This is a genomic window from Pseudodesulfovibrio sp. lm2024 (genome assembly GCF_051175575.1).
GTDB lineage: Bacteria > Desulfobacterota > Desulfovibrionia > Desulfovibrionales > Desulfovibrionaceae > Pseudodesulfovibrio > Pseudodesulfovibrio caledoniensis.
In genome coordinates, this window is sequence record NZ_CP195092.1 from 749,352 (window position 1) to 775,266 (window position 25,915).

Here is a 25,915-nt window from a genome sequence, read left to right on the forward strand (position 1 = left end):
GCGAGGCTGAGGGTGAAGGGCGGCCTTCCGGGGCTGGATGGCAGTATAGCACATTTCGGCGCGGCCGGTAATGGGCTTTGGCGCTTGATTTAGCGGGACCGGGCGGCGGATTCTAATCATATTCCGTCTCTCCCCTTTTCATGCTACGTGAGTTTGGAGGTGCCTATTGCGCTTTTCACGACCGGTCAACCCTCGGAGGAACAGGTGGGATACGAGAACCTAGAGCAGTGCGAACGGCGCATCGCCGAACTCGAGGCCGAGCTTTCGAATTCGGAACGGCGCTGGCGCAACGTCCTCGAATACGTGCCCCAGATAGCCGTGAGCCTGGACACGCGGGGGCGTGTGGTCTTCGCCAACCGCCACCTGCTCGATCTGACCGGCTGGACCCTCGATGAGGTGCGCGGGAAGAGCTGGTTCACGACCTTCCTGCCCGAGGACCTGCGCGACGAAATCCGCGAGCTGTTTCTGGCCACCATGGAGCGCAAGGACGTGGGCCCGCACTCCTGCCACGTGAACGACATCATCACCCGCGACGGGACCCGGCGGACCGTTTCCTGGTTCAGCGTCCTGAGCCTGGACGCCGAGGGCGCACTGCAGGACGTGACCAGCCTGGGCATCGACCTGACCGCCCAGGAGGAGGCGCGCGAAGCGGTCCAGGTCAGCGAGGAGCGGCTCAAGCTCGCCCTGGACGCGGCCAACGACTCGGTCTGGGACCTCAACTGCGAGACCAGGGAGGTCTTTGTCAGCCCGCAGCTGACCACGTTGCTGGGCTATCCCCCGAACACCATCGACGGCACCTACCAGGCCTGGTTGGAGCTGGTCCATCCAAATGACAGGGGACCGCTCGACAAGGCCCTGTGGGGTGCAGTGGAGCGCCGGGGGGCCTTTGAACACGAGATCCGCATCAAGGCCTCGGACGGCAACTGGAAGTGGGTTTTGAACCGGGGCAAGGTGGCCGAGTCCGTCGGTGAAAGGAGTCCGGTCCGCATGGTCGGGACCCTCCAGGACATCCACGCCCGCAAGGTCGCCGAGGAGGAGCTGCGCCGGGCCAAGATGGCCGCCGACCTGGCCAACAGCGCGCTCAAGGTCAACATGGCCCACCTGCGCACCCTCATGGAGACCATGCCCGAGCTGGTCTGGGTCAAGGACGTGGGCGGGGTCTATCTGTTCTGCAACCACCGTTTCGAGCGGTTGTACGGGGCCAAGGAGGCGGAGATCATCGGCCGCACGGACTTCGATTTCGTGGACGCCGACCTGGCCGAGTTCTTCCGCGGCCACGACCGCGCGGCCATGGAGTCGGGCAAACCGCGCGTCAACGAGGAGCAGGTCACCTACCGCGACGACGGCCATGTGGAGTACCTGGAGACCATCAAGACCCCGCTCTACGACAGCGACGGCAAGCTCATCGGCGTGCTCGGCGTGGCCCGCGACATCACCGAGCGCAAGCGCATCCTGGACAAGCTCAAGGACAGCGAGCGCCGCCACCGGGTCATCTTCGAGAACTCGCCCCTGGGCATGATCCGCATCGGCCGGGAAGGGCGCATCCTGGATTGCAACGACCGCTTCGTGGAGATGATGGGCTCCTCGCGCGACGCGCTGATCGGCTTCCAGATGCTGGGCATGAACAACCGCAAGATGAGCCGGGCCCTGGCCACGGCCGTGGACGGCGAACCCTCGGCCTACGAGGACTACTACGCCTCGGAGACCGGCGACAGGGAGGCCTACCTGCACATCCAGTTCAACCCCGTGAATCCCGGCCACTCGCCCACCGAGGTCATCGCCACCCTGGAGGACTTCAGCGAGCGCAAGCTGGACCGGGACGCCCTGCAGGAGGCCAAGGAGCAGGCCGAGGCGTTCAGCCGGTCCAAGACGGAATTTCTGACCAACATGAGCCACGAGATCCGGACCCCGCTCAACGGGATCATGGGCATGCTCCAGCTCATGCAGGCCACCGGACTGAGCGAGGAGCAGACCGAGTACACCGGGGCCGCGCTGCAGTCCACGCGGCGGCTACTGAACCTGCTGACCGATATCCTGGACCTGTCCCGGGTGGAGGCGGGCAAGCTGGTGATGCACAACGCCCCCTTCGACCTGGTGGAGACCTGCGAGCAGGTCTGCGACCTGTTCAAGCTGACCTCGACCCAGTCCGGGGTCACCCTGGTCTGCGAGCTGGGAGAGAACGTCCCGCGCCGCGTGGTCGGCGACGCGGTCCGGCTCCAGCAGGTCCTGACCAACCTGTTGGGCAACGCCTTCAAGTTCACGGCCTCGGGCAGGATCGTCATGTCCGCGCACCGGCTGCCGGACACGTCGCCGGACGGGTACCGCATCCTCTTTACCGTGGCCGACACCGGCGTGGGCATCCCGGACGGGATGGTCGACGTCCTGTTCGACGCCTTCACCCAGGTCAGCCACGGGTACACCCGCCAGCATCAGGGGGCCGGGCTCGGGCTGTCCATCTGCCGGAACCTGGTCGGCCTCATGGGCGGGACCATGGCCATAGAGAGCGAGCTGGGCAAGGGCACCACCCTGTACGTGTCCCTGCCCTTCGGCGTCGGCGATGAAGGCGGGCGCGCGGTGGATGGCGTCCGGGGCGTTCCCGTTGCCCGGGTCCGTCCGCTGTCCATCCTCCTGGCCGAGGACGAGCGGGTCAACAGCCTGGTCATGAAGCGCATCCTGGAGAAGTGCGGGCACAGCGTGGTCGCCGTGGAGAACGGCGAGCAGGTCCTCAAGGTCCTGCCCACAGCCCACTTCGACGTCATCCTCATGGACATCCAGATGCCGGTCATGGACGGGGTGGAGACCGCACGGGCCATCCGCGCGGGCGAGGCCGGGGAAGAGGCGGCCCGGATACCCATTGTGGCCGTGACCGCCTACGCCATGGTCGGGGACCGCGAGAAGTTCATCGACGCGGGCATGGACGGGTACGTGGTCAAGCCCATTGAAAGGGAAAAGCTGGAACAGGCCCTGGCCCGTGTCTGTCCGGGGAGCGTCTCATGAGACCGCATCGGGCCTGGCGCGGCGGCGTCCGGCACTGGGCGTGCCGACTGCTGATCCTGGCCCTGCTCGCGGCGGCCGCGCCGTCGTTCGGCGCGCACGATCCGCCGCCCTGGTGGCCCATCCAGGTCAAGAGTTGGTACGGCATCTACGATCCGGGCCGCAAGAAGCCGGGCCAGGCCGCGATCAGCCTGAACCGGCCCAGGCTCGAGGAGTGGGTCCCGCCCAGGGCGCCCTCGGGCCGGTACACCGTGGGCGTGTGCGTTCCCCATCTCAAGGACCCCTACTGGATCGCCGTGAACTACGGCATCATCGCCGAGGCGAGGCGGCTCGGCGTGGGCGTGCACATGACCGTGGCCGGGGGATACAACGAGGGGGCCCGCCAGATCGAGCATCTGCGCGCCCACCTCAAGGGCGGTGTGGACGGGGTCCTTCTCGCGGCCGTGGACTACGAGGGCGTGGACCCGGTCATCGAGGAGCTGCGCGAGGCGGGCATTCCGGTGGTGGAGGTGATCAACGACATCCTCGCCCCGGCCGTGTCGGCCAAGGCCCTGGTCTCCTTCCACGAGGTCGGCTACCTGGTGGGCGAATACGTGGCCGGGCACGCGGAGAAGGCCGGGCTGGACACGTTGCGCGTGGCCTTTTTTCCGGGTCCCAAGAACGCGGGCTGGGCCCCGGAGACCCTGGCCGGATTCATGGAGGCCATGGAGTATTATCCGGGCCGGGTGGACGTGGTCGACGTGGGCTGGGGGGACACCGGGCGCGAGGAGCAGGCCCGGATGGTCCGCCGGAGCCTGGACGAGAACCCGGAAGTCAACTACGTGATCGGCAACGCCGTGGCCGCCGAGGCCGCGGCCGATATCCTCAGGGAACGGCAGCGGGCCGACAGGGTCGCGGTGGTCTCGTCCTACATCATGCCCTCTCTCTACGACCGCATCGTCCGGGGCGAGGTCCTGGCCGCGGCCGCCGACCTGAACGTGTTCCAGGGCCGCATGGCCGTGGACATGATGGTCCGCATCTTCAACGGCGAGGTGCCGGGCAGGGACTTCCCCTTTCGCGCCGGGCCGTTCATTCCCATGGTGACCGCCGAAAATATCGCGAACTACCCTTACGAGGGGTTGTTCGGGCCGCGCGACTACCATCCGGTCTTCCACATGGACCCGGGGGAATAGGCCATGTTCCGGCTGGGCGACTCGCGCATACGGACCAAGCTGTACGTGGCCTACGCCGGAGCCTTCCTGGTTATCTTCCTGGTGGCGGGCGGGCTCATCCACGCTCAGGTCGGGGACCTTCTGCGCCGCGGCACCGAGAGCGAACTGGCCAAGACCACCGAGGCGTTGCGGACCATGGTCCGCGCCACGGTGGACGTGTCCATCCGCAACTACATGCGGGCCGTGTCCGAGAAGTGTCTGGACGAGGCCCGCAGCCTGGACCGCCAGGTCCAGCGCGGGCGGCTGACCGAGGCTGAAGCCAGGGACCGGGCCCGCGAGACGTTCCTGAGCATGACCATCGGCCGCGAGGGCAGGGTGTACTGCCTGAACAGCCAGGGCATCATGGTCGTCCACCACAAGCGCAGCCTGGAGGGCGTGGACATGTCCGGCCTGTCCTTCGTGCGCGAGCAGATCCGCCGCAAGGACGGGTTCATGACCTACGAGTGGAAGGAGCCGCTGGAGGCCGGGAGCCGCTCCAAGGCCGTGTACATGACCTATTTCGAGCCGTGGGACTGGATCATCTCCGCCTCGGCCTACCGCGAGGAATTCGCCCAGATCGTCAACGTGGAGGATTTCCGCCAGCGGTTCTTCGAACTGCGCTCCGGCCGATCCGGCTACCCCTTTGTCCTGGACCACGACGGCTACCTGTTGATCCACCCCTATCTGCGCGGGGTCCACTACAGCGACTACGAATCGCCGAGGATGAGCAGCGTGGCCGAGCGCATTGTCAACGAGCGCAACGGACATTTCGACTACCTGTGGCGCAACCCGGGGGAGACCGGGCTCAAGAAGAAGGTGGTCTATTTCAAGGACATCCCGGAGTTGGGCTGGATCGTGGCCTCGTCCAGCTACTACGAGGACTTCCAGCAGCCGCTCGATTCCATCGGCTACGTCATGCTCCTGGCCCTGGCCGTGGCCGTGCTGCTGATGATCCCGGTCTCGTTCGGCATCGGCGCACTGATCACCCGGCCCATCGACCGGCTCCAGGAGAACTTCGCCCGGGCCGCCGAGGGGGATTTCTCCGTGCGCATGGAGCAGCATTCGCGCGACGAGCTGGGGCTCATGGCCGGGTACTTCAACTCCTTCATGGAGCGGCTGACCGCCTACAGCGCGGACCTGGAAAACGAGATCGCCCGGCGCAGGGAGACGGAGAAGGAGCTCCTCGCCATGGACCGGGCCAAGTCCATGTTCCTGGCCTCGGCCTCCCACGAGCTGCGCACCCCGCTGACCTCCATCATCGGCTTCCTGCACCTCATGGAAAAACGCTTCCGCACCCGGTTCATGCCCGTGCTCGGGCCCCTGGACCCGGTGGGCCAGCAGGCGCGCAAGTTCGAGAAGAACCTGCATATCGTCCGCGTGGAGGCGGACCGGCTGGGCCGCCTGGTCAACGACCTCCTGGACCTGAGCAAGATCGAGGCGGGGCGCATGGAGTGGCGCGACAAAACCCTGTCCGTGGACGGGGTCCTGCGCCGCGCGGCCGAGGCCACAGGCGCGCTGGACGACGAGCGGCCGGGCGTGAAGCTGGTGGTCGAGTCCCTGGCCGAGCCCATGGCCATCCGGGCCGACGAGGACAAGATACACCAGGTGCTCATCAACCTGCTCAGCAACGCCTTCAAGAACACCGAGGCGGGCAGCGTGACCCTGTCCGCGGTCAAAACCGAGGCGGGCGCGTCCTTCTCGGTCTGCGATACCGGGCGGGGCATCTCCAGGGACGAGCAGGAGCGGATCTTCGACATCTTCTATCAGGGCAGGGATGAGAACAAACGGTCCACCAACGTCTTCGGCACCGGTCTGGGGCTGTCCATCTGCCGCCGGATCGTGGCCCACTACGAGAGCCGTCTGGTGGTCGATTCGGTGCTCGGAAAGGGAAGCTGCTTCCGCTTCACCATCCCCCTGGCGCGGGACGGGGATTAGGCCGGTTCGGCCTGGGACTTGTCTTCGGTGTTCAGGGAGAAGGGCAGGGAGACGAAGAAGGTGCTGCCCTCGCCCAGTGAGCTTTCCACGCGGATCTTCCCGCCCAGCTTCTCGACGAGGTACTTGGAGATGGTCAGGCCCACGCCCGGGCCGGAGAGCCGCTTGGTCATGACCTTTTCGCCGATCTCGAAGCTGTGGAAGATGGTCTCCAGCCGGTCGGACGGGATGCCCACGCCCGTGTCCGTGACCGCGAAGCGGATCATGACCCGGTCCTGGTCCGCCCCGGCGAATTGGTCCGGGTCGATGCGCACGTCCAGGGTGACCTTGCCCTTCTCGGTGTAGCGGAAGGCGTTGAGCAGGATGTTGTTCAGGGCCTGGGAGGTCTCGAGCGGCGCGCCGTACAGGGTATCTGGCAGGTCGCCGTTGGCGATGAACTCGAACTCGACTCCCTTTTTCACGGCATAGGCGTGGAACACGGCGGCCAGCCGCGACAGGACCTTGGGAAAATCGAAGAATTTGTGCTCGATGCTGACCGCGTCGGACTCGAGCATGGTCAGGTCCAGGAGCTGGTCGAACAGCCCGGCCAGTTGGGCGGCCCCGTCGTGCAGCGGGCGGATCAGCTCCAGCCGCTCGGGGTCGGTGTCGATCTCCAGCAGCAGGCTGGACAGTCCGAGGATGTGGTTGAGCGGGGTGCGCAGCTCATGGCTGATGTTGGCCAGGAAGGCCGACTTGGCGCGGCTGGCCTCGTCCGCCTTCTCCTTGCTCCTTTCCAGTTCGAGCGTCCGCTGGCGGACCTTTTCCTCGAGCACCCGGTTCTGGTTGTACAGGGCCAGATGGGTTCGGATGCGGGCCTGGACGATGGCCGGGTTGACCGGCTTGGTGATGTAGTCCACGGCCCCCAGGGCGAGCCCCTTGGCCTCGTCCTCGCTCTGCGACTTGGCGGTGATGAAGATGACCGGCACCGGGCTGGTCCGCTCCTCGCTCTTGAGCCTGCGGCAGACCTCGTAGCCGTCCATCTCGGGCATCATGATGTCCAGGAGGATGATGTCCGGGAGCACGTTGCGCACGATGTCCAGGGCCGTGACCCCGTTGAGCGCCACCAGCAGCTTGTAGTCGTCCTTGAGGACATCCACCAGCAGGTCGATGTTCAATCTGTTGTCGTCGACAACCAGGACGGTGGGACGTTCGCTCATTACCATCAGGGCTCCATGAATTCAGGGACTATTAGGGAGTTACCGCATTTCCCTGCACGGAGCAAGGGACTCCGCAAAGTAATCGAGGGGGGTCAGAGTCCTTTCTTGGGATCGAAGTCCTGGCCCAGGGCGGCGGGCGCCTCGATGGACCAGCTTCTGGACAGGGTCTTGAGGAGCGGGTGGCGGCGGACGATGTCCTGGACCCAGCCCATGCGGCCCATGTTCACGGCCAGCAGGGTCAGGATCATCATCGGGAAGGGGGCCACCTGGAAGACCGGAGCCGGGATGGATGGGAAGAGCTCCTGGAGGTAGATGCCCGAGACCTGCAGGGCGGCGAAGAAAAACGCGCCCAGCGCGGTGCGCACCGGGTGCCAGCCGCCGAAGATGACTATGGCCAGGGCGATCCAGCCCGCGCCCTCGCATCCCTGGGGCCTGCCCCAGCCGGGCTTCACGGCCAGGGAATAGGCGCTCCCGGCCAGCCCCACCAAAGCGCCGCCCGCCAGACAGTAGTACAGCCGCACCAGCCGCACGCGGATGCCGCGCCCGAACGCCGCGCGCGGGGATTCGCCCACGGCCCGCAGGCGCATGCCGCCCTCGGTGCGGTACATCCACCACCAGCAGAACGCGATGGCCGCCAGGCTCAGGTAGACCACCGGGGACTGGGAGCCGAAGATCAGCCCCACGAAGGGCGCCTTGCCCAGGCCCGGGATGGTCCACAGGCCGAGGTCCGGCCCGGGCTGGCGGGAGAAGTTGTGGCCCAGGAAGTAGGCCAGGTCGCGGGACAGCAGGGTCAGGATGAAGCCCACGGCCAGCTGGGACTGGCCGAGAAAGATACCGATGACGCCGAGCACGCCTGCGATGGCCGCGCCCACGGCCGCGCCCGCGGCCATGCCGAGCCACGGGGAGTCGAAGGTGGCCGAGCAGGCGAAGGCTGCCATGGCCGAGAGCAGGATGGAGCCGTCCAGGGACAGGTTGATGATGCCCGCCTTCTCGGTCAGGGTCTCGCCGAGGGTGGCCAGCACCAGCGGCGCTCCGGCCATGAGGATGGCGGCGATGGTCAGTGCGAACGTATCCATGATCAGTCCGCCTCCTTCCGTTGCCTGAGCCACAGCCGCAAGCCCTGCACGATGAACAGGGACAGGACCATGATCCCCTGGATCACGCCGGACAGGGAGGAGTCCAGGTTAAGCTGCAGGGGCAGCTGGATGGAGCCCACGTTGAGGATGGCGAAGAACAGGCAGATGAACGGGACCAGCGGCAGCCTGAACGAGGCCATCATGCCCACCAGCAGGGCGGTGTAGCCGTAGCCGGACGAGATGTTCGGCAGCAGCCGGTGGTAGACGCTCAGGACCTGGGTGGCCCCGGCCAGCCCGGCCAGGCCGCCGCAGAGCATGAACGCCTGGAGCAGGCGGCGGCGCGGCCCCAGGGCGAACAGGGTGGCCGCCTTGGGGTTCTCGCCCACGGCGCGCAGCCCGAGCCCCCACTTGGTCCGGTGGAGCAGGATGTAGACCAGGATCACGGCCGCGCAGGCCAGCATCAGCCCGACCCAGCTGACGGACATGTTGCCCAGCCTGGGCAGCCACAGGGAGATGTCCAGCGGCTTGGTGCCGGACATGGAGGCCACGCCGGGCCGCTTCCACGGGCCGAAGATGAGCCACAGGGTCACGCCCAGGGCCACGAAGTTGAGCCCCAGGCCGGAAAATATCTCGTGCACCCGGCCGAAGACGCGCAGCAGCCCGGCCAGCAGGGCCCAGAGCGCGCCGCCCGCAACCGATGCGGCCAGGGCCAGGATGATCACCCCGGTCCCGCCGCCGTCCTCGAAGGGGCGCAGGGCCGCGGTGGCGAAGATGGCCCCCATGATGACCTGGCCCTCCACGCCGATGTTCCACAGCCGGGCCGTGAACGGGATGAGCAGGCCCACGGAGCAGAGGGTCAGGGGCACCCATCCGGCCAGCACGCGGCCGACCTTGGACCATGAGCTGACCCCGCCCTTGAAGAGCACGTAGATGGTCTGAAGCGGCGGGGCCCCGGCGGGCCAGGCTACGATCACGGTCAGGGTCAGGGCCAGGAGCAGGGCCAGGGCGAGCCAGCCGGTCTGGGCCAGGAGGGAGTCGCGGTTCATGCCGCCGTCTCCTTGAGCTCGTCGTATTTCTTGCCGGCCATGAGCGCGCCGACCACTTCCATGGAGATGTCGTCGCCCTCGACCACGGCGGCCAGGGTCCGGTCGTAGAAGACGATGACCCGGTGGCTGTGCTCGAGCACCTCCTCCAGGTCCGGGGAAAAGAAAATCAAGGTGGCTCCGTCCGCGCAGCGGCGCTTGAGGTGGTTCCAGACCTGCCGGGCCGAGCCCGCGTCCAGGCCGCGCGTGGGGTGCTCCATGAGCAGCAGTTTCGTCTCGTCCGGGATGAGCGAGAGCAACAGCCGCTGCTGGTTGCCGCCGGACAACTCCACGGCGTGTGTCTCCGGGTGGGCCTGGAGGTTGAACTTGTCCACGCACTGGGAACGGTAGAACCCGGCCAGGTCGCCCTCCCGGTCCGGGAAGGCCAGGGTGATGTGCTCCATGAGGTTCAGGTCCGGGAACAGGGCCAGCCCCAGCCGGTCGGCGGGCACGAACTGGACCCCGGCCCTGCGCAGGGCGCGGAAGTCGTTGGCCGCAAAGGGCACGCCGTCCAGGTCGAAGGCGCCGCCGGGCATGCGGTCCAGGCCGCACAGGCCGCGCAGGAACAGTTCCTGGCCCGAGCCGTCGAGCCCGGCCAGGCCGATGCATTCGCCGGGCCTGGCCGTGAAATTCAGTCCGCCCATGGAGTACTTGGGCCCGGCGAAGAGCACGTCGCGCATGGCCAGCCGGGGCGTGGCGTTCTCGGCGGGCAGCTCGGGCAGAGGCTCCACCTCGCCGTCGGCCCCCTCGCCGAACATGAGCTGGACCAGCTCGCGCTCGTCGTAGGGCGGGTTCAGGGTGGAGACCAGCCGTCCCTGGCGCATGATGAAGATGGAGTCGGCCATCTCGAAGGCCTCGGACAGCTTGTGGGTCACGAGCACGATGGTGTGGCCCTCTTCGCGGGCCAGCTTCATGAGCAGGTCGAACAGGTCCTGTTTCTGCTCCGGGGTGATGCCGGTGGTCGGCTCGTCCAGGATCAGGGTGGTGGCCCCCAGGTCGAGCAGGCGCAGCAGTTCCAGGAGCTGGCGTTCGCCCACGGTCAGGCTGGACACGGGCTCGTCGGGCAGAAAGCAGGCGTCCAGGCGGAAGGACAGCTCGCCGATGACGTCGACCACTTCCTTCTTGGTCCGCTTGGGCGCGCCCAACTGGAAGTTTTCCCACACGGGCATGGCCGGGAAGTCCAGCGGGTCCTGGTAGAGCATGCCCACGCCCTTTTCCCGGGCCAGGGTCGGGGTCAGGTGGGTCAGGGACTCGCCGTCCATGACCAGTTCGCCGGACGTGGGCCGGGTATGGCCCGCGAGAATGCGCATGAGCGTGGACTTGCCCGCGCCGTTCTCGCCCACCAGGGCATAGATGCGGCCGGGTTCAAGCGTCAGGCTGATGCCGTCGTTGGCCCGAACCCGGCCGTAGTGCTTATGTATGTCGTTGAGAACGATCATCCCTATTCGGGGGAGGACAGTCCTTCCATGCCCTCAAGCAGTTGTTCCATGTACCAGATCTGCTTGTCGGTGGCCTTCTCGCCGGCCTTCAGGAACGGGGTGCCGTCCTGGTAGTTGAGCGGGCCGGTAAACAGGTTCAGATCGCCGGAGCCGAGCTTGGCGGTGAACTTGGCCAGTTCGGCCTTGGTCTCGGCGGACATGCCGGGGCCGGGCATGAAGCCCACCGGGGATTTGTCGTGGGCGTTGATGTCGGCCCAGTAGGGGGCGTCCCACTCGAAGCCGGGCTTGTAGGAACCGTCGGCCACGGACTTGGCCAGCTTGAGGAAGCCCGGCCCCCAGTTGAAATAGGGCACGCCGAGGCAGATGCCGCCCTGGCCCTCGCAGGCCTTTTCATAGTCGTAGGGCAGGGCCCAGACCTGCTTGCCCGCGTCCGCGCGCTGCTTGGCCACGGTCACGGCCTCGGGGGTGTCGATGCCGGAGATGAGCACGTCGTAACCGGCGTCATACAGGGAGCCGGCCACCTGGGTGGGGTCGGCGGTCACGCCGGGGATGTTGAACCAGAAGCCGATCCACTTGACGTTGAAGGTCAGGTCCTTGGCGTCCTTGCCGCGCACCTCGGTCCAGGCGTAGCGCGCGCCCAGGTAGGCGGCGGACATCAGGCGGCGGGTCTCCTCGTTGATCAGCGGGCCGACCACGCCGATCTTGCCGGTCTGGGTGGTCATGGCCGCGGTGAAACCGGCCATCATCTTGGAGTAGATCATCTTGGCGAACAGGTTGCCCAGGTTGGCCGGGGCCTTGCCGGACCAGGCGGAGTCGCCGGACACGTGGACAAAGGTCTTGTCCGGGTGCATGGCGGCGGCCTCCAGGATGCCGTCCTTCATGTCGTCGGAACCGGCGATGATCAGGTCCGCGCCCTTTTCGATCAGGTCGTCGGCCACCTGCGGGATGGTCAGGCCGGGACGGTCGGCGGGGTTGACCTTGTCGAGGTAGATCAGCTTGGCGCCGTCCATGTGGGCCTCGACGTATTTGCCGCCCTCATACTGGGCCTGGCTGTAGCCCTTGTCGTTGTAGGGGCCGACCAGGATCAGGCCGATGGTGAAATCCTTGGCGAAAGCCAGCCCGGACATGAGCATAAACGCGCTCAGGACCAGGACCGGCAGCATGGTGATACGTTTCATCCTCTCCTCCAGATTCGGTGCCCGCCCGTGACGGTGCGCGGCGTGTACAGCGGGCTGTTGTGGTGTGGCGGCCCCGAATGGGGTCGGCAAAAAAAGCGGCGGGACCGGTGTAGCCGACACTCCCGCAAAAGTCTATTCTTGGATTAGAAGCCGTGGTTGTGTCAACAGCTTGTTATTTGGATTAAGGATATGTACGGCCCGCCGGGCCGCCCTTTGCGCGGCGGGGCGGACGCGCCCACTTGACCATGGCGTTCGGATGTTCTATCTGAACATGCAGTCAGCTGGATTGACGAGCATGCAGCCGCGCGGCATTTCAAGGATCGCCGCGCGGCCTGTATCTTTTTTTTACTTTCCGACTGAGAATACAATTTAGAGAGGTTTTTTGACCATGGATCGCATTCCCATTTCGAAACAGGGATTTGAAAAGATTTCCCAAGAATTGGAAGATCTGAAGGCCCAACGGCCGGCCATCATCCAGGCGATCGCCGAAGCGCGCGCCGAGGGTGATCTCTCCGAGAACGCCGGGTATGACGCCGCCCGCGAGCGCCAAGGCATGCTCGAAGCGCGCATCACCTACATCAATTCGCATATGCCGCTGTTCGACGTGCTCGATCTGGACACGCTCACCGGCGAACGAGCCATATTCGGGGCCACCGTGGTGGTCGAGGACATCGACACCGAGGAGCGGCGCACCTTCACCCTGCTTGGCCCGGACGACGCGGACCACAAGAAGGGCTCCATCTCCGTGCTCTCGCCCATGGGCAAGGCCATCCTGGGCAAGGAGGAGGGCGACGAGGTCATCGTGGACGCCCCGCGCGGGCGCATCGAATACGAGATCGTCTCCGTGGAGTTCCGCGGCTCGGCCGGGCTGAAATAGCGCCGGCGCACACCCAATGCCATACCCGCCCCGCCGCCTCAGGGCGGCGGGGCGTTTTCATTATGCAGCCAACATCGATCCGTTCCCTCGGGGAGTTCGACCCCGCCATCGCCTGCCGCGGCTGGTGCGTCCGCTGCGGCCGGGAGCACACCCTGCCCATCGGCCCGGCGCGCGGCCCGGCGCTGGAGCTGTTCGACCGCATGGAGGCGGCCGGGCGCATCGACTTCGACTCGCCCGAGCCCGACCCCAGGCTGTCCACCGACTACCTCTACGGCCGGGCGGGCGGCCAGATGTTCGGCGTGCTTTCGGCCCTCGATCGGAGCGGCGCGACCGTGGTCCTCAAGGCGTTCTCGGGCCAGTACAACTCGGTCTGGGAGCTGGACGGCTGGGTTCCGCCGCTGATCGACACCGCCCGGTTCAAGCGGGACACCTTCGAGGCCGAGCAGCGCATCAAGGTGCTCGGCCGCGAGATCGTGGAGCAACCCCTGGGCTCCCCCGCCCGCGACCGCCTCATCCACAAGCGCAGGCGGGCGTCCGCGACCCTGATGCAGGAGATCCACGCCATGTACCGGCTGCCCAATTTTCGGGGCCAGATCGTGCCCCTGCCCCTGGCCGTGCACCCCGAGGGCAACGCGCCCACCGGCACGGGCGACTGCTGCGCGCCCAAGCTGCTCGGCTACGCCGCCACCCATCATCTCACTCCCCTGGGGCTGGCCGAGTTCTACTTCGGCCGGACCAACCGCTCCGGCACCCGTGAGCACGGCCGGTTCTACCCGTCCTGCCTGGACAAGTGCGGCCGCATCCTCGGCTTCATGCTCTGCGGCCTGGAGGGCGCGTGAACATCCCGGAAGGGCTGAACGTGGTCTACGAGGACGACGTCCTCGTGGTCGTGGACAAGCCGTCCGGCCTGCTGTCCGTGCCCGGCAAGGGCGAGGCCAACCAGGACTGCGTGGCCGCCCGGGTCCGGGCCCGGTATCCCGGCTGCATCGACCAGCCCTCGGTCCACCGGCTGGACCAGGACACCTCGGGACTGCTCGCCCTGGCGCTGACCGCCGAGGCCCACCGCGACCTGTCCGGTCAGTTCATGGACCGGCTGGTGGGCAAGCGGTACATCGCGCTCATCGACGGCGTGGTCGAAGGGCAGGGCGGGACCATCGAGCTGCAGTTCCGCCTGGACCCGGACAATCGCCCGTATCAGGTATACGACCCGGTGAACGGCAAGCGCGGCGTGACCCGCTGGCGCAAGCTCGGGGTGGAGAACGGCCGCACCCGGGTGGAGTTCATGCCCCACACCGGCCGCACCCACCAGCTCAGGCTGCACTCGGCCCACGAGAAGGGGCTGGGCTTTCCCATCGTGGGCGACCGCCTCTACGGCACCGGCACCGGGCCGGGCCAGCTCAAGCTCCACGCCTCGCTCCTGCGCCTGCGCCACCCCGTTACCCGCGCCCCCCTGGAGTTCTCCTCTCCGGCCCCGTTCTGAGCCGTTTCGCCCGGTATCAGCTTGAGGAAGCCCGGATACCATTTTTGTGTTTTTTCACGAGGCCGGTCCTTCGGCCTGTGAGAACCTTCCGAAGTGCCCGAGGTTGCGGCCTTTTTACCTTTCCATTTCCGTCAACGACTTTGGGAATTAAATGACATGGTTGTGAAAAAATGCGTTTTTTTTCACAAAAATGTCAGGGCAAAAGGGCGGAAAACAGGGGATAAACTACATTTTCGTAGTAAATATCGTTTCCCCGCGAGATGGCTTGGGCGTATCTATCTGGATATACGACCTTTTCATTGTTTGGCATATAACTTGGTATAAAGGGCGTCTAGACGACAAGGGTCAGGCGCCCCTTGGCCCGGCCGGACGCCGGAAAACCCATATTTAATTGCCTGGAAGGAGTATTACATGAGCGGATACCAGACTCGTCAGAACGCAATCAATGCGGTGACCAACTATCAACCCAGCATCGATACCCTGAATTTCGCGGAGACGGCCCCGGCCGAGATCTTCGGTTGCAACGTCTTCAACGAAAAAGTCATGAAGGCCATGCTGCCCAAGGAAGTCTACAAATCCTTGATGAAGACCAAGATGGCCGGCGAGAAGCTGGATCCGTCCGTGGCCGGCCCGGTGGCCGCCGCCATGAAGGAATGGGCCATGTCCAAGGGCGCGACCCATTACACCCACGTTTTCTACCCGCTGACCGGCCTGACCGCCGAGAAGCATGACGGCTTCCTGAACCCCGACGGCGAGGGCGGCGCCATCGCTGAATTCGACGGCAAGCTCCTGATCCAGGGCGAGCCCGACGCCTCCTCCTTCCCGTCCGGCGGCCTGCGCGCCACCTTCGAAGCCCGCGGCTACACCGCCTGGGACATGACCAACCCGGCCTACATCCTGGAGAACCCCAACGGCACCTTCCTGTGCATCCCGACCGCCTTCGTCTCCTGGAAAGGCCACGCCCTGGACAAGAAGACCCCGCTGCTGCGCGCCAACCAGGCCCTGAACAAGGCCGGCCGCCGCTTCCTCAAGCTGTTTGGTTCCGACGACGGCAACATGGTCATCTCCAACGCCGGTCCGGAGCAGGAATACTTCCTGGTCGACCGCAACTTCTTCTTCGCCCGTCCCGACCTGATGGTCTGCGGACGCACCCTGTTCGGCGCCAAGCCCTCCAAGGGCCAGGAACTGGACGACCACTACTTCGGCGCCATCCCGCGCCGCGTGCTCTCCTTCATGATGGAGGTCGAGCGTGAGCTGTACAAGCTGGGCGTGCCGGTCAAGACCCGCCACAACGAAGTGGCTCCCGGCCAGTTCGAGATCGCTCCGGTCTTCGAGCAGTCCAACCTGGCCACCGACCACAACCAGATGATCATGACCACCCTGAAGTCCGTGGCCAAGAAGTACGGCATGGCCTGCCTGCTGCACGAGAAGCCGTTCGCCGGCATCAACGGCTCGGGCAAGCACCTGAACTACTCCATCTCCACCGCCACCCAGGGCTCCCTGTACTCCCCGGGCAACACCCCGCACAAGAACATGCAGTTCCTGGCGGTCACCGCGGCCACCATCCGCGCCGTGGAGAAATACTCCAAGCTGCTCCGCGCCGTGGTCGCCTCCGCGGGCAACGACCATCGCCTGGGCGCCAACGAGGCCCCGCCGGCCATCATCTCCATCTTCCTGGGTGAGGAACTGGCCGAGATATTCAACCAGATCGAGCTGGGCGACCTCAAGGGCTGCAAGGCCAAGGGCTGCCTCGAGCTGGGCGTCGACACCCTGCCTCCGCTGCCCATGGATTCCGGCGACCGTAACCGCACCTCCCCGTTCGCCTTCACCGGCAACCGCTTCGAGTTCCGCGCGGTCGGCTCCAACCAGTCCATCGCCGGTGCCCAGGTGGCCCTGAACACCATCCTGGCCGAGTCCCTGGACTTCATCACCGACGAGATCACCAAGATCACCGGCGGTAAGAAGTCCGGCCTCAAGGAAGCCTGCCAGAAGGTCCTGCAGGGCATCATGAAGAAGCACGGCCATGTGATCTTCAACGGCGACGGCTACGCCGACGCCTGGCAGAAGGAAGCCGCCAAGCGCGGTCTGCCCAACCTGAAGACCACCCCGGACGCGCTGCCCGCCATCATCGACAAGGACGTGGTCGCGGTCTTCGAGAAGTACGGCGTCCTGTCCAAGGACGAACTGCACTCCCGCTACGAGATCTACCACGAGCAGTACAGCCAGCACATCGTCACCGAGTCCCTGCTGACCATCAAGGTCGCCAAGACCATCATCCTGCCCTCGGCCATCCGCTATCAGGGCGAACTGGCCCAGGTCGCCGCGTCCATCAAGGCCGCCGGCATCGAGCCCCGCACCATCCTGCTCCAGGAAGTCACCGACAAGCTGCGTGACCTCCAGCAGAGCATCGTGGCCCTGGAAAAGATCGTGGCCAAGGAGGACTTCAAGTCCGTCGAGGAAGACGCCAAGTACAAGGTCGAAAAGACCCTGCCCGCCATGCTCGCCGTCCGCGAAGTGGCCGACGCCCTCGAGGGCATCGTGGCCGACGACCTCTGGCCCCTCCCCAGCTACCAGGAAATGCTCTTCATCAAGTAAGCGCGCTCCTGCCAAACGCAAAAACAAGGGCCCCGGAAAACCGGGGCCCTTTTTTTGCGTTTGTCGGAGCGCGCGGGCGCGCGGCTTCCGATAGCGGGCCATCCGCACATTTTTCCAGGGGGGCTTTCATCCTCACGTAGACGGCTACGCAGCGGTGAAAGCCCCCCTGGAGAAAATGCACGGCTGACCCACTCTCGAAAGCCTTGGTCCGTGCCAGCGCGGGGGAGAGAGCCGCTGTCGGGTGGCGTTGCCACCCGAATCGCTCCAAAGAGGGAGGGGGGCGCGAGGTTGTGAGGGAGGAGAGAGGCGCTGTTTAGGGCTGGCGCCCCAAAGGCGCTCCATGGGGGGAAGTGGAATGAGATCGCCCCGCGAAGCGGCAATAAAAAGTTTGGGAAAAGGAGGGGATGGGGGTCCGGGGGAAGGGGAGGAAAGAGCCCTTTTCAAAGGGTTTTTCCTCCCCTTCCCCCGGCCGCCGGAGGCGAAAACAGAGCGGCCCGGCACTTTAGTGCCGGGCCGCTCTGTTTATCGAATGGCGGACGCTAGTCGCCGGAGATTTTGAGGGAATCGGCTTGGGTGCCGTCGTCGTGCCATTCGAGTTCGATTGCGCATTTGGCCTTGTCTTTCTTGCGAGCGAGCTTGAGCTCCACCTGCATGGTGTCGGGTACACCGAGGACCAGGGAGTCGTTTTCGTTTTCGGCGCGGATGACGCCGGACTCGAGCGAGTCGGCCAGGTCCTTGAGGTAGGCGACGACCTGGGCCGTGTCCATGGTCTGTTCTATCTTGATCTTGCCTTTGCCCATAGTCATCTCCTCGTTGCTCCCGGGGGCCCGGAAAAGGGGGGCGCGCGGGGCGGTTGTTTCGGCGCTTTTTACGGCGCAGGCCGGGGGGGCGGGTTGCGCGGCTTTGTCCGCCGGCTGCGTTTCAGGCGTTCGGCGGGCCGGGGCAGCGTCGGGGGTGACCCAGTCCAGGGGGTTGGTCCCGAGTCTCTCGTCGCTCATGGGGCACCTCTGCGGAGCAGTTCCAGGGCCAGGTTCCGGTAGTCGGCGGCCCCGTGGCTGCGGGGTTTGTAGGTGAAGATGTCCTTGCCGAAGCTGGGAGCCTCGGCCAGGGATATGTTGTCGCGGATGGTTGTCTCCAGCAGGGCGTCGCCGAAGTAGTCCCGGATCTTGCGCCGGATCTCCCGGTTGAGCTTGCGGGTGCGCTGGTAGCGGGTCATGAGGATGCCGGTCAGGGCCAGGTCCGGGTTCCAGCCCTCGCGGATGGCCTTGACCGTCTCCATGAGTTTGCCCAGGGACTGCAGGGCCAGGAACTCCGGCTGCACCGGCACGAGCAGCTCGCCCGCCGCGACCATGGCGTTCAGGGTGAGCATGCCGAGGTTGGGCGGGCAGTCGATGATGGCGAAGTCGTAGTCCGATGCTCGGGAAAGGGCGTCGCGCAGACGGGTCTCCCGGTCTTGGGCCGAGGCCAGGTCCACCTCGGTCCCGGCCAGGGCCACGGAGGCGGGGACCACCTTGAGCGGTCCGGCTTCCGTGGGACCGGCCTGCATGGCCACGGCGTCAAGCGGGCATTCGCGCATCAGCACCGCGCCCATGGTCCGGGGCAGCTCATGGGCCATGATGCCCAGGGAATAGGTCAGGTGCGCCTGGGGGTCGAGGTCCAGGAGCAGGACGCGCTCGTCCTGCCGGGCCAGGGCCGCCCCCAGGTTCACGGCGGTGGACGTCTTGCCCACGCCTCCTTTCTGGTTCAATACGGCGATGATGCGCATGGGGCCCCGCAGCGGTCTAGTGGGTGGTCTGCAGGGTGATCTTCTTGATGACGTACTCCCGTCCGTAGCGGCAGGTCAGGGCGTTGATCCGCTCCAGAATCCTGTCGCGCTCGTCCTCGAGCAGGTCGGGGGTTTCTTCCTTGATGCCGAACAGGTCGGCGACCTCGTTCCATTCGAAGCTCTTGTCGTGCATTTCGGTCATGGTCGTTTCTCCGCTATGCGCATGGGCGCGGTGTGTTATTTGTCTCCGGCGGGTTTGGCCGGTGCTTTTCGGGCGGTTTTCTTTTTGGCGGCCGTCTTTTTAGTCGCCGTCTTTTGGGTGGCGGGCTTCTTGGCCACAGGTTTTTTCGTCGTCGCCTTCGGGACCGCCGCCTTTCCGCCTTCGGGCCTGGCCTCGGGGGCGGCGGGGGCGGACTTGGCGGGCGTCTTCGCCGGTTCGGCCTTGGCCGGAGCCATGGCGGGTTTCCTGGCCGCCGGGGTCTTGGCCTCGGGCTGCACGGCGGGCGCGCCGCCCTCGGGCTGGACCACGGGCACGGTCTCGGGCCGGGTGTCGCCGATCTTCAGGTCGGCGGCCTCGGCCTCGGTCCAGCTCAGTTCAAAGGAAATCTTCTGCTTGTCCTTCTTGGCCTTGGCCTCCACCTTGACGGCCACCTGGGCCGAGGGTTTCATGACCACGTGCTCCTCGCCGCTCTCCAGCACGATGGTGCCGGACCGGAAGCTCTTGGCAAGGTCTTCGATGTAGGACACGGCGTCCTTGTATTCCAGGACCTTCTTGACGCTGATCTTCTGCTTATCCATGTTCGCAACCTCCTTGAAGTAGGCCGTCAGCACAGCGACAGCAAAAATTCGCTCAACGCGCGCCCGTCGATGTCCGGGCCGCTCTGTTCCGTGACGAGGGGGGCCTCGATGACCGTGAAACCGCGCTCTTCGAGGCGTTTCCTGCCGATGCCGCCCGCGTATCGTCCGTTCTTTGAATCCACCAGGATATAGCCCAGGACCTCGCCGCTTTCGGCCCCGGCGTCGGCGCGCAGGTGGCGGCAAAGCACCTCGGCCCGGTCGGCCACGGACATGCCCGGCGTCTCGGGGTCCGCGCCCGTGGACGGGACGAATATCTTGGGGCAGGTGTTGGCGGCCACGGCCCGGCCCACGCCGTCGGCCAGCAGGTTGGCCACCACGCTGGAATAGAAGCTGCCCGGCGGATAGCAGATCAGGTCCGCCTTGCCGATCCACTCCCTGACCTTGTTGCGGATGGCCGTGTGCACGCGCGCTTCGGAGTCCAGTGATGGGGCCAGCCAGATGTCCTCGATGGGCGAGGCGAGCGGGGCGGACTCCTTGCCGGTGATCAGGTGCTGGCCCACGATGGTCCTCCCGTCGGCCAGGCGTACGGCCAGGTGCAGGTCCTTGTTCACGGTCGGGCGAACCACGCCGCAGACCTGGACCAGCTTGGAGAAGAGATAGATGACCGGGTCGAGCTGGCGGCGGCTGGACAGGTACCCGGCGGTCAGGACCAGGTTGCCGATGGACGCCCCCTTGAGGTTGAAGTCGCCGGGCATGCGCTCCAGGAACTCGTAGAAATGGTTGCGGATGATCTTGCGCATGGGGTCCGGGATGCGCCGGACCAGGGGGTGCACCCCGGCGGCCATGGCGTCCAGCTCGCCGCGCAGGGCGTCCTGCTCGCCGTCCTTGGGCAGCCGGTGGGTGAACAGGTTGTAGATCTCGGGATTGCCCTTTACGGACTGGTCGGCCAGGGCCATGAGCCGGTTGCGGATGTCGCCCACGGCGGGCATGGCGAACGCCTTGCGGATGACGGCCGAACTGCCGCCCGAGTCGAACGGGGTGATCAGGTGGATGGAGTTGTGGGTGTAGCGGATGAGCTCCCGGGAGGTGTCGCGCAAGGCCGTGCCGCCGCTGAAGAAGAGCACGGAAGGCCCGAGTTCGGGGGCCCGTCTGAACTGCTCAAGCTTGCGGGGGTCCGGGATGGTGACGTCCCTGGTGACTCGAATGCGCACTGTCCGCTCCGTTAATCGGCCGGTAGACGGCCGGTTTCCATGAAATGCAAGCATACATCGGAAGCGCGGTCGAAGTCCACGCCTCCGGAGATTTCCATGACGTTTGTCCGGGCCAGCAGCTCGGCATAGGCCTCGGCGGGCGGATCGGCCCGCCGCGCCGGATCGTCGGGCAGGTAGAACAGCCCCGTGGACTTCACGAACGCGGGCAGGAGGTCGGCGCGCTCGCGCGGATCGACCAGGGCGGCGCACAGGGGCGCGTCCTCGCGCTTCCAGTTGAGGATGACCAGCGCGTCCATGGGGCAGCGCAGCTCGAACCGGCCCGGCCCGTAGCACTCGTCGATGAGCGCGTCGTACTTGTGTTCCAGTTGCCACAGTTCGTCCTGGGGCATGGACAGGAACTTCTCCCGCAGGTCCGGCTCCACGATGCAGCGCAGGTCCGGGTTGTTCAGGGCCGTGCCCGGGTTGATGCGCGGCTGCTTGGCCACGCCGTACATGAGCAGCCCGCCGCCGTCGGGCTCGACCATGACCCGGTCGTTGGAGATGAAGGTGGTCCCCCTGCTCATCAGGTGCAGGGCCAGGGTGGACTTGCCCGCGCCCGAGAATCCGGCCAGGGAGATGCCGCGTTCGCCCCAGCGCACCCCGGCCGCGTGGCCCAGGAAACCGCCCCGGTTGAGCTTCCACTCGATGAACCGGTTGTTCACGAAGTTGATGACCTGGTTGGAATTCTCAAGGCACGGCCCGACAGCCACGTTTTCGCCCTGGCCGAAGAGGAAGTGCATGCCGGTCAGCCGCTTGCGGACCACGCGCCCGTCGGGCAGGTCGGCCCACTCCTCCTTGATCTTGGTCTTGCCCGGATCGGGCTGTTTGACGTTGAAAGGCAGGTCGCACTCCACGTCCGGGCATTCGTGGGCCGAGATGTCGATCCGCGCGTCGCCCGGCTCCGCCAAAAACTCCTTGAAATAGTCGGCCAGGGCGCCGTTCAGTTCGCCCGTTGAGCTCAGGACCCGGATGCGGCAGCCGCCCAGGTCGAGGAAGAGTTCGCGTTCGGCCGGACAGGCCGTCTTCACGGCCTGGGCCAGCTCCCCGCGGGTCGTTCCGGTCAGCTTCATTTGAGTCTCTCCATGACGTAGTCCACGTAGCGCGCGGCCGCGTCGATGCCGCTGGTCTCCTGGATGCCCCTGAAGCCCCCGAACACGGAGACCTCGAAGACGTACGGGCCGTCGTCGGTGATGGCCACGTCCACGCAGGTGAAGTCGAGGTTGAAGTCGGCCTGGGCCCTGCGGGCCAGTTCGATGATCTCGGGCGCGGGCTCGTAGGGCCGGTATTTGCCGCCCGAGGCCGTGGTCGTGTTCCACGCCCCGTTGGTCTTGCACCGGGCGTATGTGGTCAGGTACTCGCCGCCCAAAAAGGCGATGCCCAGGTCCAGGTCGCCCAGGTCGATGGTCTTCTGGATGTACATGATCGGGTTTTCCGCCCGGTACTCCTCGATGGCCGCCCTGGCGTCGGGGCCGTTTTTGAGCACGGACATGCCGCGCGCCTTGGAGGTGTACAGCGGCTTGAACACGGCCTCGCCGTAGTTTTCAAGGGCCACCAGGGCCTGGTCCACGGACTCGGTGACGGTCGTGGGCGGCATGGGGATGTCCTTGAGCTGGAGGGAGACGGTGCATGACAGCCGGTCCAGGGCGCGCAGGATGGAGTAGGGCGAGCTGAATATCCTCAGTCCCTTCTCATGCAGGTAGCGCAGGACCTCGAGGCGGTCCAGGAGGTCCGGGGAGTAGCGCGCCCCGATCTTCTTGATGATCAGGGCGTCGAAGTCCGTCAGGTTGTGCCCGTTGTAGAAGGCGTCGCCCGAAGGCAGGTCCAGGCGCACGTCCTCCATGTTGATGAGCACGCGTTCGCCGCCGGTCTTTTCGGCCACGGTGTCCGCCAGTTTTTCGGAGGACCAGCCGCCCTCGATGCCAATGACTCCTATCTTCACGAATCGGCTCCTTGATGCCTAGTAGTAGAGGACGTCCTCGGGCAGGGAGAACTGCTCCCAGGCCCCGCCCCGGTATTGCTCGATCTTTTCCAGCAGGAACATGGACCGGTTGTACATCTCCTTGGCGAACTTGTAGTTCAGCTCGAACCGGGTGGAGGTGTAGAAACTGCGCGCCAGGGCGAAGGCCAGCCGGGCCTGGACCGTGGTGTCGCGGTTGCGCTGGGCGAATTCCCGGATGAACCCGTAGAATTGCTTGATGACCGCGTTGATGCGGTCTCGGTGGTCGCGGTCGAACAGGGGCACGCGGAAGTTGGACACCAGGAAGACCGAGGCGTCCTGGATGTAGTCGAAGTCCCGCGAGCGGTACAGGTCGATGTAGTGTATCTGCTGGGCCTCGTGGTTGTAGACCACGTTGTTGATGTTGAAATCCCCGTGGATGAAGACCGAGAAGGGCGCTTCCAACTCGTCCTCGGCATTGGCGCAGGCCGACAGCAGGGCCTCGGTGGAGTGGACCTCGGATCCGCCCAGGGACTTGGGGGTGCGCCAGAACTCGGGGTGGGTCTGGAGCACGCCCTCCAGCCGGGACTGGATCTGCCACATGTAGTTGGTCTTGATGGGCAGGTCGACCATGGTTTTGGTCCATGTCTCGAGCACCGTGTTTTCCAGGATGAACAGGGCGTTGCGCACCAGCTCGTCGTCGCCGGACAGGATCACCTCGTCCAGGGTGCAGCCGTTGAGGAACTCCACCAGCATGGACCCCTTGTCCGCGTCCTCGTGGAAGCCGTAGATATCGGCCACCAGGTCCGGGAAGAGCTGCTTCCAGCGCTGGATGGATTCGCGCTCCTTGCGGATCTTCTCCAGGTTGCCCTCCTTGTAGATTGACCCCTGCTTCTTCTCCTCCTGGGTCGGTTCGGCCTCGCGCTGCTCCACCTTGCCGATGCGGCAGCCCGAGCGCGTGCCCCAGATGGCGCTGAAGTCGATGTCGGAAAAGGAATCGCTGAACCCGGACTTGGACAGGGTTTGCTGCAACGCCTCGAACTGCTCGATCTTGATGCGCTCGCCGAGCAGGGAGAAGATGATCGCCTCGCCGATGTTCAGCAGCGCGTCGCCCACCCGCTCGAAGTAGCGGAAGATGAACAGCACCGTGACCAGGGACTGGGCGTCCCGGCCCATGCCCATCTCGTTCATGACCCGGTCGAAGCGGACCTTGTACACGTCGTCGAGCATGGGCTCGGCCTTGCAGATGTACAGGGCTTTGGACATGTCCTCGCCGTGGAAGGCGTCCAGGATGGCCCCCAGCCGCGAGAGCATGATCTCGAAGACCTCGGTGTAGTCGTAGCGCTGCACGAAGGACTGATCATCGAGATACTGCATCTGTTTGACGATGTTGACGAAATAGTCGGCGATCTTCTCCAGGTTCACGCAGATGACCTGGATGGCCCGGATCTTGTTCAGCTGGCGCTTGTCCAGGGAGTGGTCCGAGTGGATGCGCGAGTAACACTTGTTCTCGATGATCGTCTTGAGGTTGTCGATGTAGTCGTCGCGCGAGGTGATCTTGCCGTACCGTTTGCGCGACGGGGCATCCATGAACTTCTGCGTGGAGCGGGCCTGGTTTTCCACCTCGAAGACGATGAACTTGAAGTTCTCGTCCAGTCCTTCGAATGTCATCATGGGCTCAGCGCACCTTGATGAAGGCGTCTTCGGCCGGTTGGATCGAGGGGGCGTCTTTCCAGGACACCTTGATGGACAGCTTGTTCTCCGCGCCCTTCTTCTTGGCCTTGACCGTGAAGTTGAGCAGTCCCTGGGGCGCGAGGTGGATCTCGTCGCCGTTGGTGGAAAGGTCGATGGAGTGCTTCTCGAACCCGTCGATCAGGGACTCGAGGAACTCCTTGATGGACTCGCAGTCCTGCAGCGAATCGAATACGAATTTTTCTTCTGCCATGAGGTATCCTTGCCTGCCTATCCCGCCAGGCGGGCTTTGTACTCCTGAATCACCGAGCGTCTGGAGATGTTGTTGACGATGAGCTTCTTGCGGATGCGCAGGTCCTCCCAGGCCGGTTGGTAGCCGATCTCGCGGGCCGCCTTTTCCGTTTCCTGCTGGTCCTCGGGCTTGGTCTTCTCGCCCATGTGGCAGTCGTCGCCCATGAAGATGAGCTTGTCCCTGCCCGAGGCGCGCCGCCCGTTCTGTTCGTTGACCACGGAGATCAGAAACTCCGTGTATTCCTGCGACTGGGGATTCCAGACCTCGATGCCGTCCACGTCGTAGTCGCGCAGTAGGATGGGCCAGAACTGTTCCGGGTGGGGGATGACGACGCACCCGCCCAGGGAGCGGACCTCTTCGATGACCTCGCTGGCCCTGTAGAAGAAGGACAGGTCGAAACCCTCCTTGACCAGCTGCTTGACCGCCTTGAGATAGGCCTGGATACGGTCGGTCGCGGTGTCGCTGAGCTCCCCGCGCATGGCGTCGAACCAGTTGCGCAGGAGCTTGTTCTTGACCGACAGGCGCGGCACGTCGGTCCAGTGTTTATCCAGTAATCGCTCCACCTTGGAGACGTTGATGCGCACGAAGTCGATAAGTTCCCGATCGGCGCCCGTTGACTTGGCCGCCCGCTCGATGCGCGTCGCGTCGGGCCGGGTGATGGTGTGCATGAACTCGAACAGCTGGCCCGAGCGGTACTTGAAGGTATGAGACAGCATGGACTTGAGCACGCCCGCGTCCTGCACCCGCTCGTTGGCGAAGTGCAGGAGCAGCTGGACCTTGCGGTTGAAGCCGGACGAGAAGCAGTCCACCTCCACCCCGGTATAGCCGTCCCAGCTCATGAGCTGGTTGTGCTGGGTGGGGATGAGCAACTCGTCCGTGCGGTTGGGGAACATGGCGTCCACCCTCGCGCGGATGTGCTCCATGGGCACGAATTCCGGGTGCCAGTGCGTGGCCAGCAGAATCTCCTGGCGCACGTACACGTTCTTGGGCGAGACCACCTGGTCGATCTGCCACGGCTCAAGGTCGGTGGAAACCACGGCGAAGAACCGCTTCTCGTCGGCCTCGGTGATCTCCTCGTCAACATCCACCGGGATGGTCCGGCAGTCGCACGTTTTGGGGTCGGTCTTGATCAGTTTCATGGGC

General features: G+C 65.4%; 22 protein-coding genes. 7 read left to right on the forward strand and 15 right to left on the reverse strand.

Annotation, left to right across the window (positions count from 1 at the left end; all coding sequences use genetic code 11):
- Positions 1-204: 204 nt before the first annotated feature.
- The 3 genes from ACR42D_RS03385 to ACR42D_RS03395 are packed head-to-tail and all read left to right on the forward strand — an operon-like array spanning position 205 to position 6,119.
- Positions 205-2,997: a PAS domain-containing hybrid sensor histidine kinase/response regulator gene (locus ACR42D_RS03385; protein ID WP_484565457.1), complete on the forward strand. Its 2,793-nt coding sequence runs from the start codon at positions 205-207 to the stop codon at positions 2,995-2,997.
- Entirely contained in the window at positions 2,994-4,166 is a 1,173-nt protein-coding gene (torT, locus tag ACR42D_RS03390) for a TMAO reductase system periplasmic protein TorT (RefSeq protein ID WP_484565458.1), read from the forward strand. Before ACR42D_RS03385 ends, torT begins: the two co-directional genes overlap by 4 nt.
- A 3-nt stretch (positions 4,167-4,169) precedes the next feature.
- Positions 4,170-6,119, forward strand: a complete 1,950-nt coding sequence (locus ACR42D_RS03395; protein WP_484565459.1) for a cache domain-containing protein — start codon at positions 4,170-4,172, stop codon at positions 6,117-6,119.
- Here the strand turns inward: ACR42D_RS03395 and ACR42D_RS03400 are convergent.
- The 5 genes from ACR42D_RS03400 to ACR42D_RS03420 form a co-directional block, all read right to left on the reverse strand.
- A complete protein-coding gene (locus tag ACR42D_RS03400) occupies positions 6,116-7,312 on the reverse strand; it encodes a hybrid sensor histidine kinase/response regulator (protein ID WP_484565460.1) in 1,197 nt (398 codons plus the stop codon). The genes ACR42D_RS03395 and ACR42D_RS03400 overlap by 4 nt on opposite strands.
- A gap of 92 nt (positions 7,313-7,404) precedes the next feature.
- A complete protein-coding gene (locus ACR42D_RS03405; protein WP_484565461.1) occupies positions 7,405-8,388 on the reverse strand; it encodes an ABC transporter permease in 984 nt (327 codons plus the stop codon).
- 2 nt (positions 8,389-8,390) lie between these two features.
- Positions 8,391-9,434: an ABC transporter permease gene (locus tag ACR42D_RS03410; RefSeq protein WP_484565462.1), complete on the reverse strand. Its 1,044-nt coding sequence runs from the start codon at positions 9,432-9,434 to the stop codon at positions 8,391-8,393.
- On the reverse strand, positions 9,431-10,909 hold the full coding sequence (locus tag ACR42D_RS03415) for an ATP-binding cassette domain-containing protein (RefSeq protein ID WP_484565463.1): 1,479 nt from the start codon (positions 10,907-10,909) through the stop codon (positions 9,431-9,433). Before ACR42D_RS03415 ends, ACR42D_RS03410 begins: the two co-directional genes overlap by 4 nt.
- Positions 10,910-10,911: 2 nt before the next feature.
- Positions 10,912-12,087, reverse strand: coding sequence for a BMP family lipoprotein (locus ACR42D_RS03420; protein WP_484565464.1), 1,176 nt, complete (start codon positions 12,085-12,087; stop codon positions 10,912-10,914).
- Positions 12,088-12,475: 388 nt separating this feature from the next.
- On the opposite strand from ACR42D_RS03420, the gene greA reads away from it, so the two are divergent.
- The 4 genes from greA to ACR42D_RS03440 all read left to right on the forward strand — a co-directional run bounded on the left by greA (position 12,476) and on the right by ACR42D_RS03440 (position 17,039).
- Entirely contained in the window at positions 12,476-12,964 is a 489-nt protein-coding gene (gene greA, locus ACR42D_RS03425; protein ID WP_484565465.1) for a transcription elongation factor GreA, read from the forward strand.
- A 62-nt stretch (positions 12,965-13,026) separates the two neighbouring features.
- Positions 13,027-13,803, forward strand: coding sequence for a hypothetical protein (locus ACR42D_RS03430; RefSeq protein ID WP_484565466.1), 777 nt, complete (start codon positions 13,027-13,029; stop codon positions 13,801-13,803).
- On the forward strand, positions 13,800-14,444 hold the full coding sequence (locus tag ACR42D_RS03435; protein ID WP_484565467.1) for an RluA family pseudouridine synthase: 645 nt from the start codon (positions 13,800-13,802) through the stop codon (positions 14,442-14,444). Before ACR42D_RS03430 ends, ACR42D_RS03435 begins: the two co-directional genes overlap by 4 nt.
- 411 nt (positions 14,445-14,855) lie before the next feature.
- Entirely contained in the window at positions 14,856-17,039 is a 2,184-nt protein-coding gene (locus ACR42D_RS03440) for a glutamine synthetase III family protein (protein WP_484565468.1), read from the forward strand.
- A gap of 539 nt (positions 17,040-17,578) precedes the next feature.
- On the opposite strand, the gene ACR42D_RS03445 is transcribed toward ACR42D_RS03440, so the two are convergent.
- The 10 genes from ACR42D_RS03445 to ACR42D_RS03490 form a co-directional block, all read right to left on the reverse strand.
- Positions 17,579-17,839: an amphi-Trp domain-containing protein gene (locus tag ACR42D_RS03445; protein ID WP_484565469.1), complete on the reverse strand. Its 261-nt coding sequence runs from the start codon at positions 17,837-17,839 to the stop codon at positions 17,579-17,581.
- Positions 17,840-18,033: 194 nt separating this feature from the next.
- On the reverse strand, positions 18,034-18,804 hold the full coding sequence (locus ACR42D_RS03450; RefSeq protein ID WP_484565470.1) for a ParA family protein: 771 nt from the start codon (positions 18,802-18,804) through the stop codon (positions 18,034-18,036).
- Positions 18,805-18,820: 16 nt separating this feature from the next.
- A complete protein-coding gene (locus tag ACR42D_RS03455) occupies positions 18,821-19,006 on the reverse strand; it encodes a hypothetical protein (protein WP_484565471.1) in 186 nt (61 codons plus the stop codon).
- Positions 19,007-19,041: 35 nt separating this feature from the next.
- Positions 19,042-19,602, reverse strand: coding sequence for an amphi-Trp domain-containing protein (locus ACR42D_RS03460; protein ID WP_484565472.1), 561 nt, complete (start codon positions 19,600-19,602; stop codon positions 19,042-19,044).
- Between the two features lie 26 nt (positions 19,603-19,628).
- Positions 19,629-20,813, reverse strand: a complete 1,185-nt coding sequence (locus tag ACR42D_RS03465) for a GAK system CofD-like protein (protein WP_484565473.1) — start codon at positions 20,811-20,813, stop codon at positions 19,629-19,631.
- An 11-nt stretch (positions 20,814-20,824) separates the two neighbouring features.
- Complete coding sequence (locus tag ACR42D_RS03470) at positions 20,825-21,922, reverse strand: HprK-related kinase B (RefSeq protein ID WP_484565474.1); 1,098 nt, start codon at positions 21,920-21,922, stop codon at positions 20,825-20,827.
- Positions 21,919-22,791, reverse strand: coding sequence for a GAK system ATP-grasp enzyme (locus ACR42D_RS03475; protein ID WP_484565475.1), 873 nt, complete (start codon positions 22,789-22,791; stop codon positions 21,919-21,921). Before ACR42D_RS03475 ends, ACR42D_RS03470 begins: the two co-directional genes overlap by 4 nt.
- An 18-nt stretch (positions 22,792-22,809) precedes the next feature.
- Complete coding sequence (locus tag ACR42D_RS03480; RefSeq protein ID WP_484565476.1) at positions 22,810-24,462, reverse strand: phosphate signaling complex PhoU family protein; 1,653 nt, start codon at positions 24,460-24,462, stop codon at positions 22,810-22,812.
- A 4-nt stretch (positions 24,463-24,466) separates the two neighbouring features.
- Positions 24,467-24,733, reverse strand: coding sequence for an amphi-Trp domain-containing protein (locus tag ACR42D_RS03485; protein WP_484565477.1), 267 nt, complete (start codon positions 24,731-24,733; stop codon positions 24,467-24,469).
- A 17-nt stretch (positions 24,734-24,750) separates the two neighbouring features.
- Entirely contained in the window at positions 24,751-25,911 is a 1,161-nt protein-coding gene (locus ACR42D_RS03490; RefSeq protein WP_484565478.1) for a hypothetical protein, read from the reverse strand.
- Positions 25,912-25,915 lie beyond the last annotated feature (4 nt).

Bases quoted from the DNA above. Each gene is read 5' to 3' on its own strand.
- ACR42D_RS03395 (WP_484565459.1), top strand. From the start codon at position 4,170: ATGTTCCGGCTGGGCGACTCGCGCATACGGACCAAGCTGTACGTGGCC.
- ACR42D_RS03400 (WP_484565460.1), bottom strand. From the start codon at position 7,312: ATGAGCGAACGTCCCACCGTCCTGGTTGTCGACGACAACAGATTGAAC.
- ACR42D_RS03470 (WP_484565474.1), bottom strand. From the start codon at position 21,922: ATGAAGCTGACCGGAACGACCCGCGGGGAGCTGGCCCAGGCCGTGAAG.
- ACR42D_RS03430 (WP_484565466.1), top strand. From the start codon at position 13,027: ATGCAGCCAACATCGATCCGTTCCCTCGGGGAGTTCGACCCCGCCATC.
- ACR42D_RS03485 (WP_484565477.1), bottom strand. From the start codon at position 24,733: ATGGCAGAAGAAAAATTCGTATTCGATTCGCTGCAGGACTGCGAGTCC.
- ACR42D_RS03445 (WP_484565469.1), bottom strand. From the start codon at position 17,839: ATGGGCAAAGGCAAGATCAAGATAGAACAGACCATGGACACGGCCCAG.
- ACR42D_RS03410 (WP_484565462.1), bottom strand. From the start codon at position 9,434: ATGAACCGCGACTCCCTCCTGGCCCAGACCGGCTGGCTCGCCCTGGCC.
- ACR42D_RS03455 (WP_484565471.1), bottom strand. From the start codon at position 19,006: ATGACCGAAATGCACGACAAGAGCTTCGAATGGAACGAGGTCGCCGAC.
- ACR42D_RS03450 (WP_484565470.1), bottom strand. From the start codon at position 18,804: ATGCGCATCATCGCCGTATTGAACCAGAAAGGAGGCGTGGGCAAGACG.
- ACR42D_RS03490 (WP_484565478.1), bottom strand. From the start codon at position 25,911: ATGAAACTGATCAAGACCGACCCCAAAACGTGCGACTGCCGGACCATC.
- ACR42D_RS03440 (WP_484565468.1), top strand. From the start codon at position 14,856: ATGAGCGGATACCAGACTCGTCAGAACGCAATCAATGCGGTGACCAAC.
- torT (WP_484565458.1), top strand. From the start codon at position 2,994: ATGAGACCGCATCGGGCCTGGCGCGGCGGCGTCCGGCACTGGGCGTGC.
- ACR42D_RS03460 (WP_484565472.1), bottom strand. From the start codon at position 19,602: ATGGATAAGCAGAAGATCAGCGTCAAGAAGGTCCTGGAATACAAGGAC.
- ACR42D_RS03420 (WP_484565464.1), bottom strand. From the start codon at position 12,087: ATGAAACGTATCACCATGCTGCCGGTCCTGGTCCTGAGCGCGTTTATG.
- ACR42D_RS03480 (WP_484565476.1), bottom strand. From the start codon at position 24,462: ATGATGACATTCGAAGGACTGGACGAGAACTTCAAGTTCATCGTCTTC.
- greA (WP_484565465.1), top strand. From the start codon at position 12,476: ATGGATCGCATTCCCATTTCGAAACAGGGATTTGAAAAGATTTCCCAA.
- ACR42D_RS03415 (WP_484565463.1), bottom strand. From the start codon at position 10,909: ATGATCGTTCTCAACGACATACATAAGCACTACGGCCGGGTTCGGGCC.
- ACR42D_RS03405 (WP_484565461.1), bottom strand. From the start codon at position 8,388: ATGGATACGTTCGCACTGACCATCGCCGCCATCCTCATGGCCGGAGCG.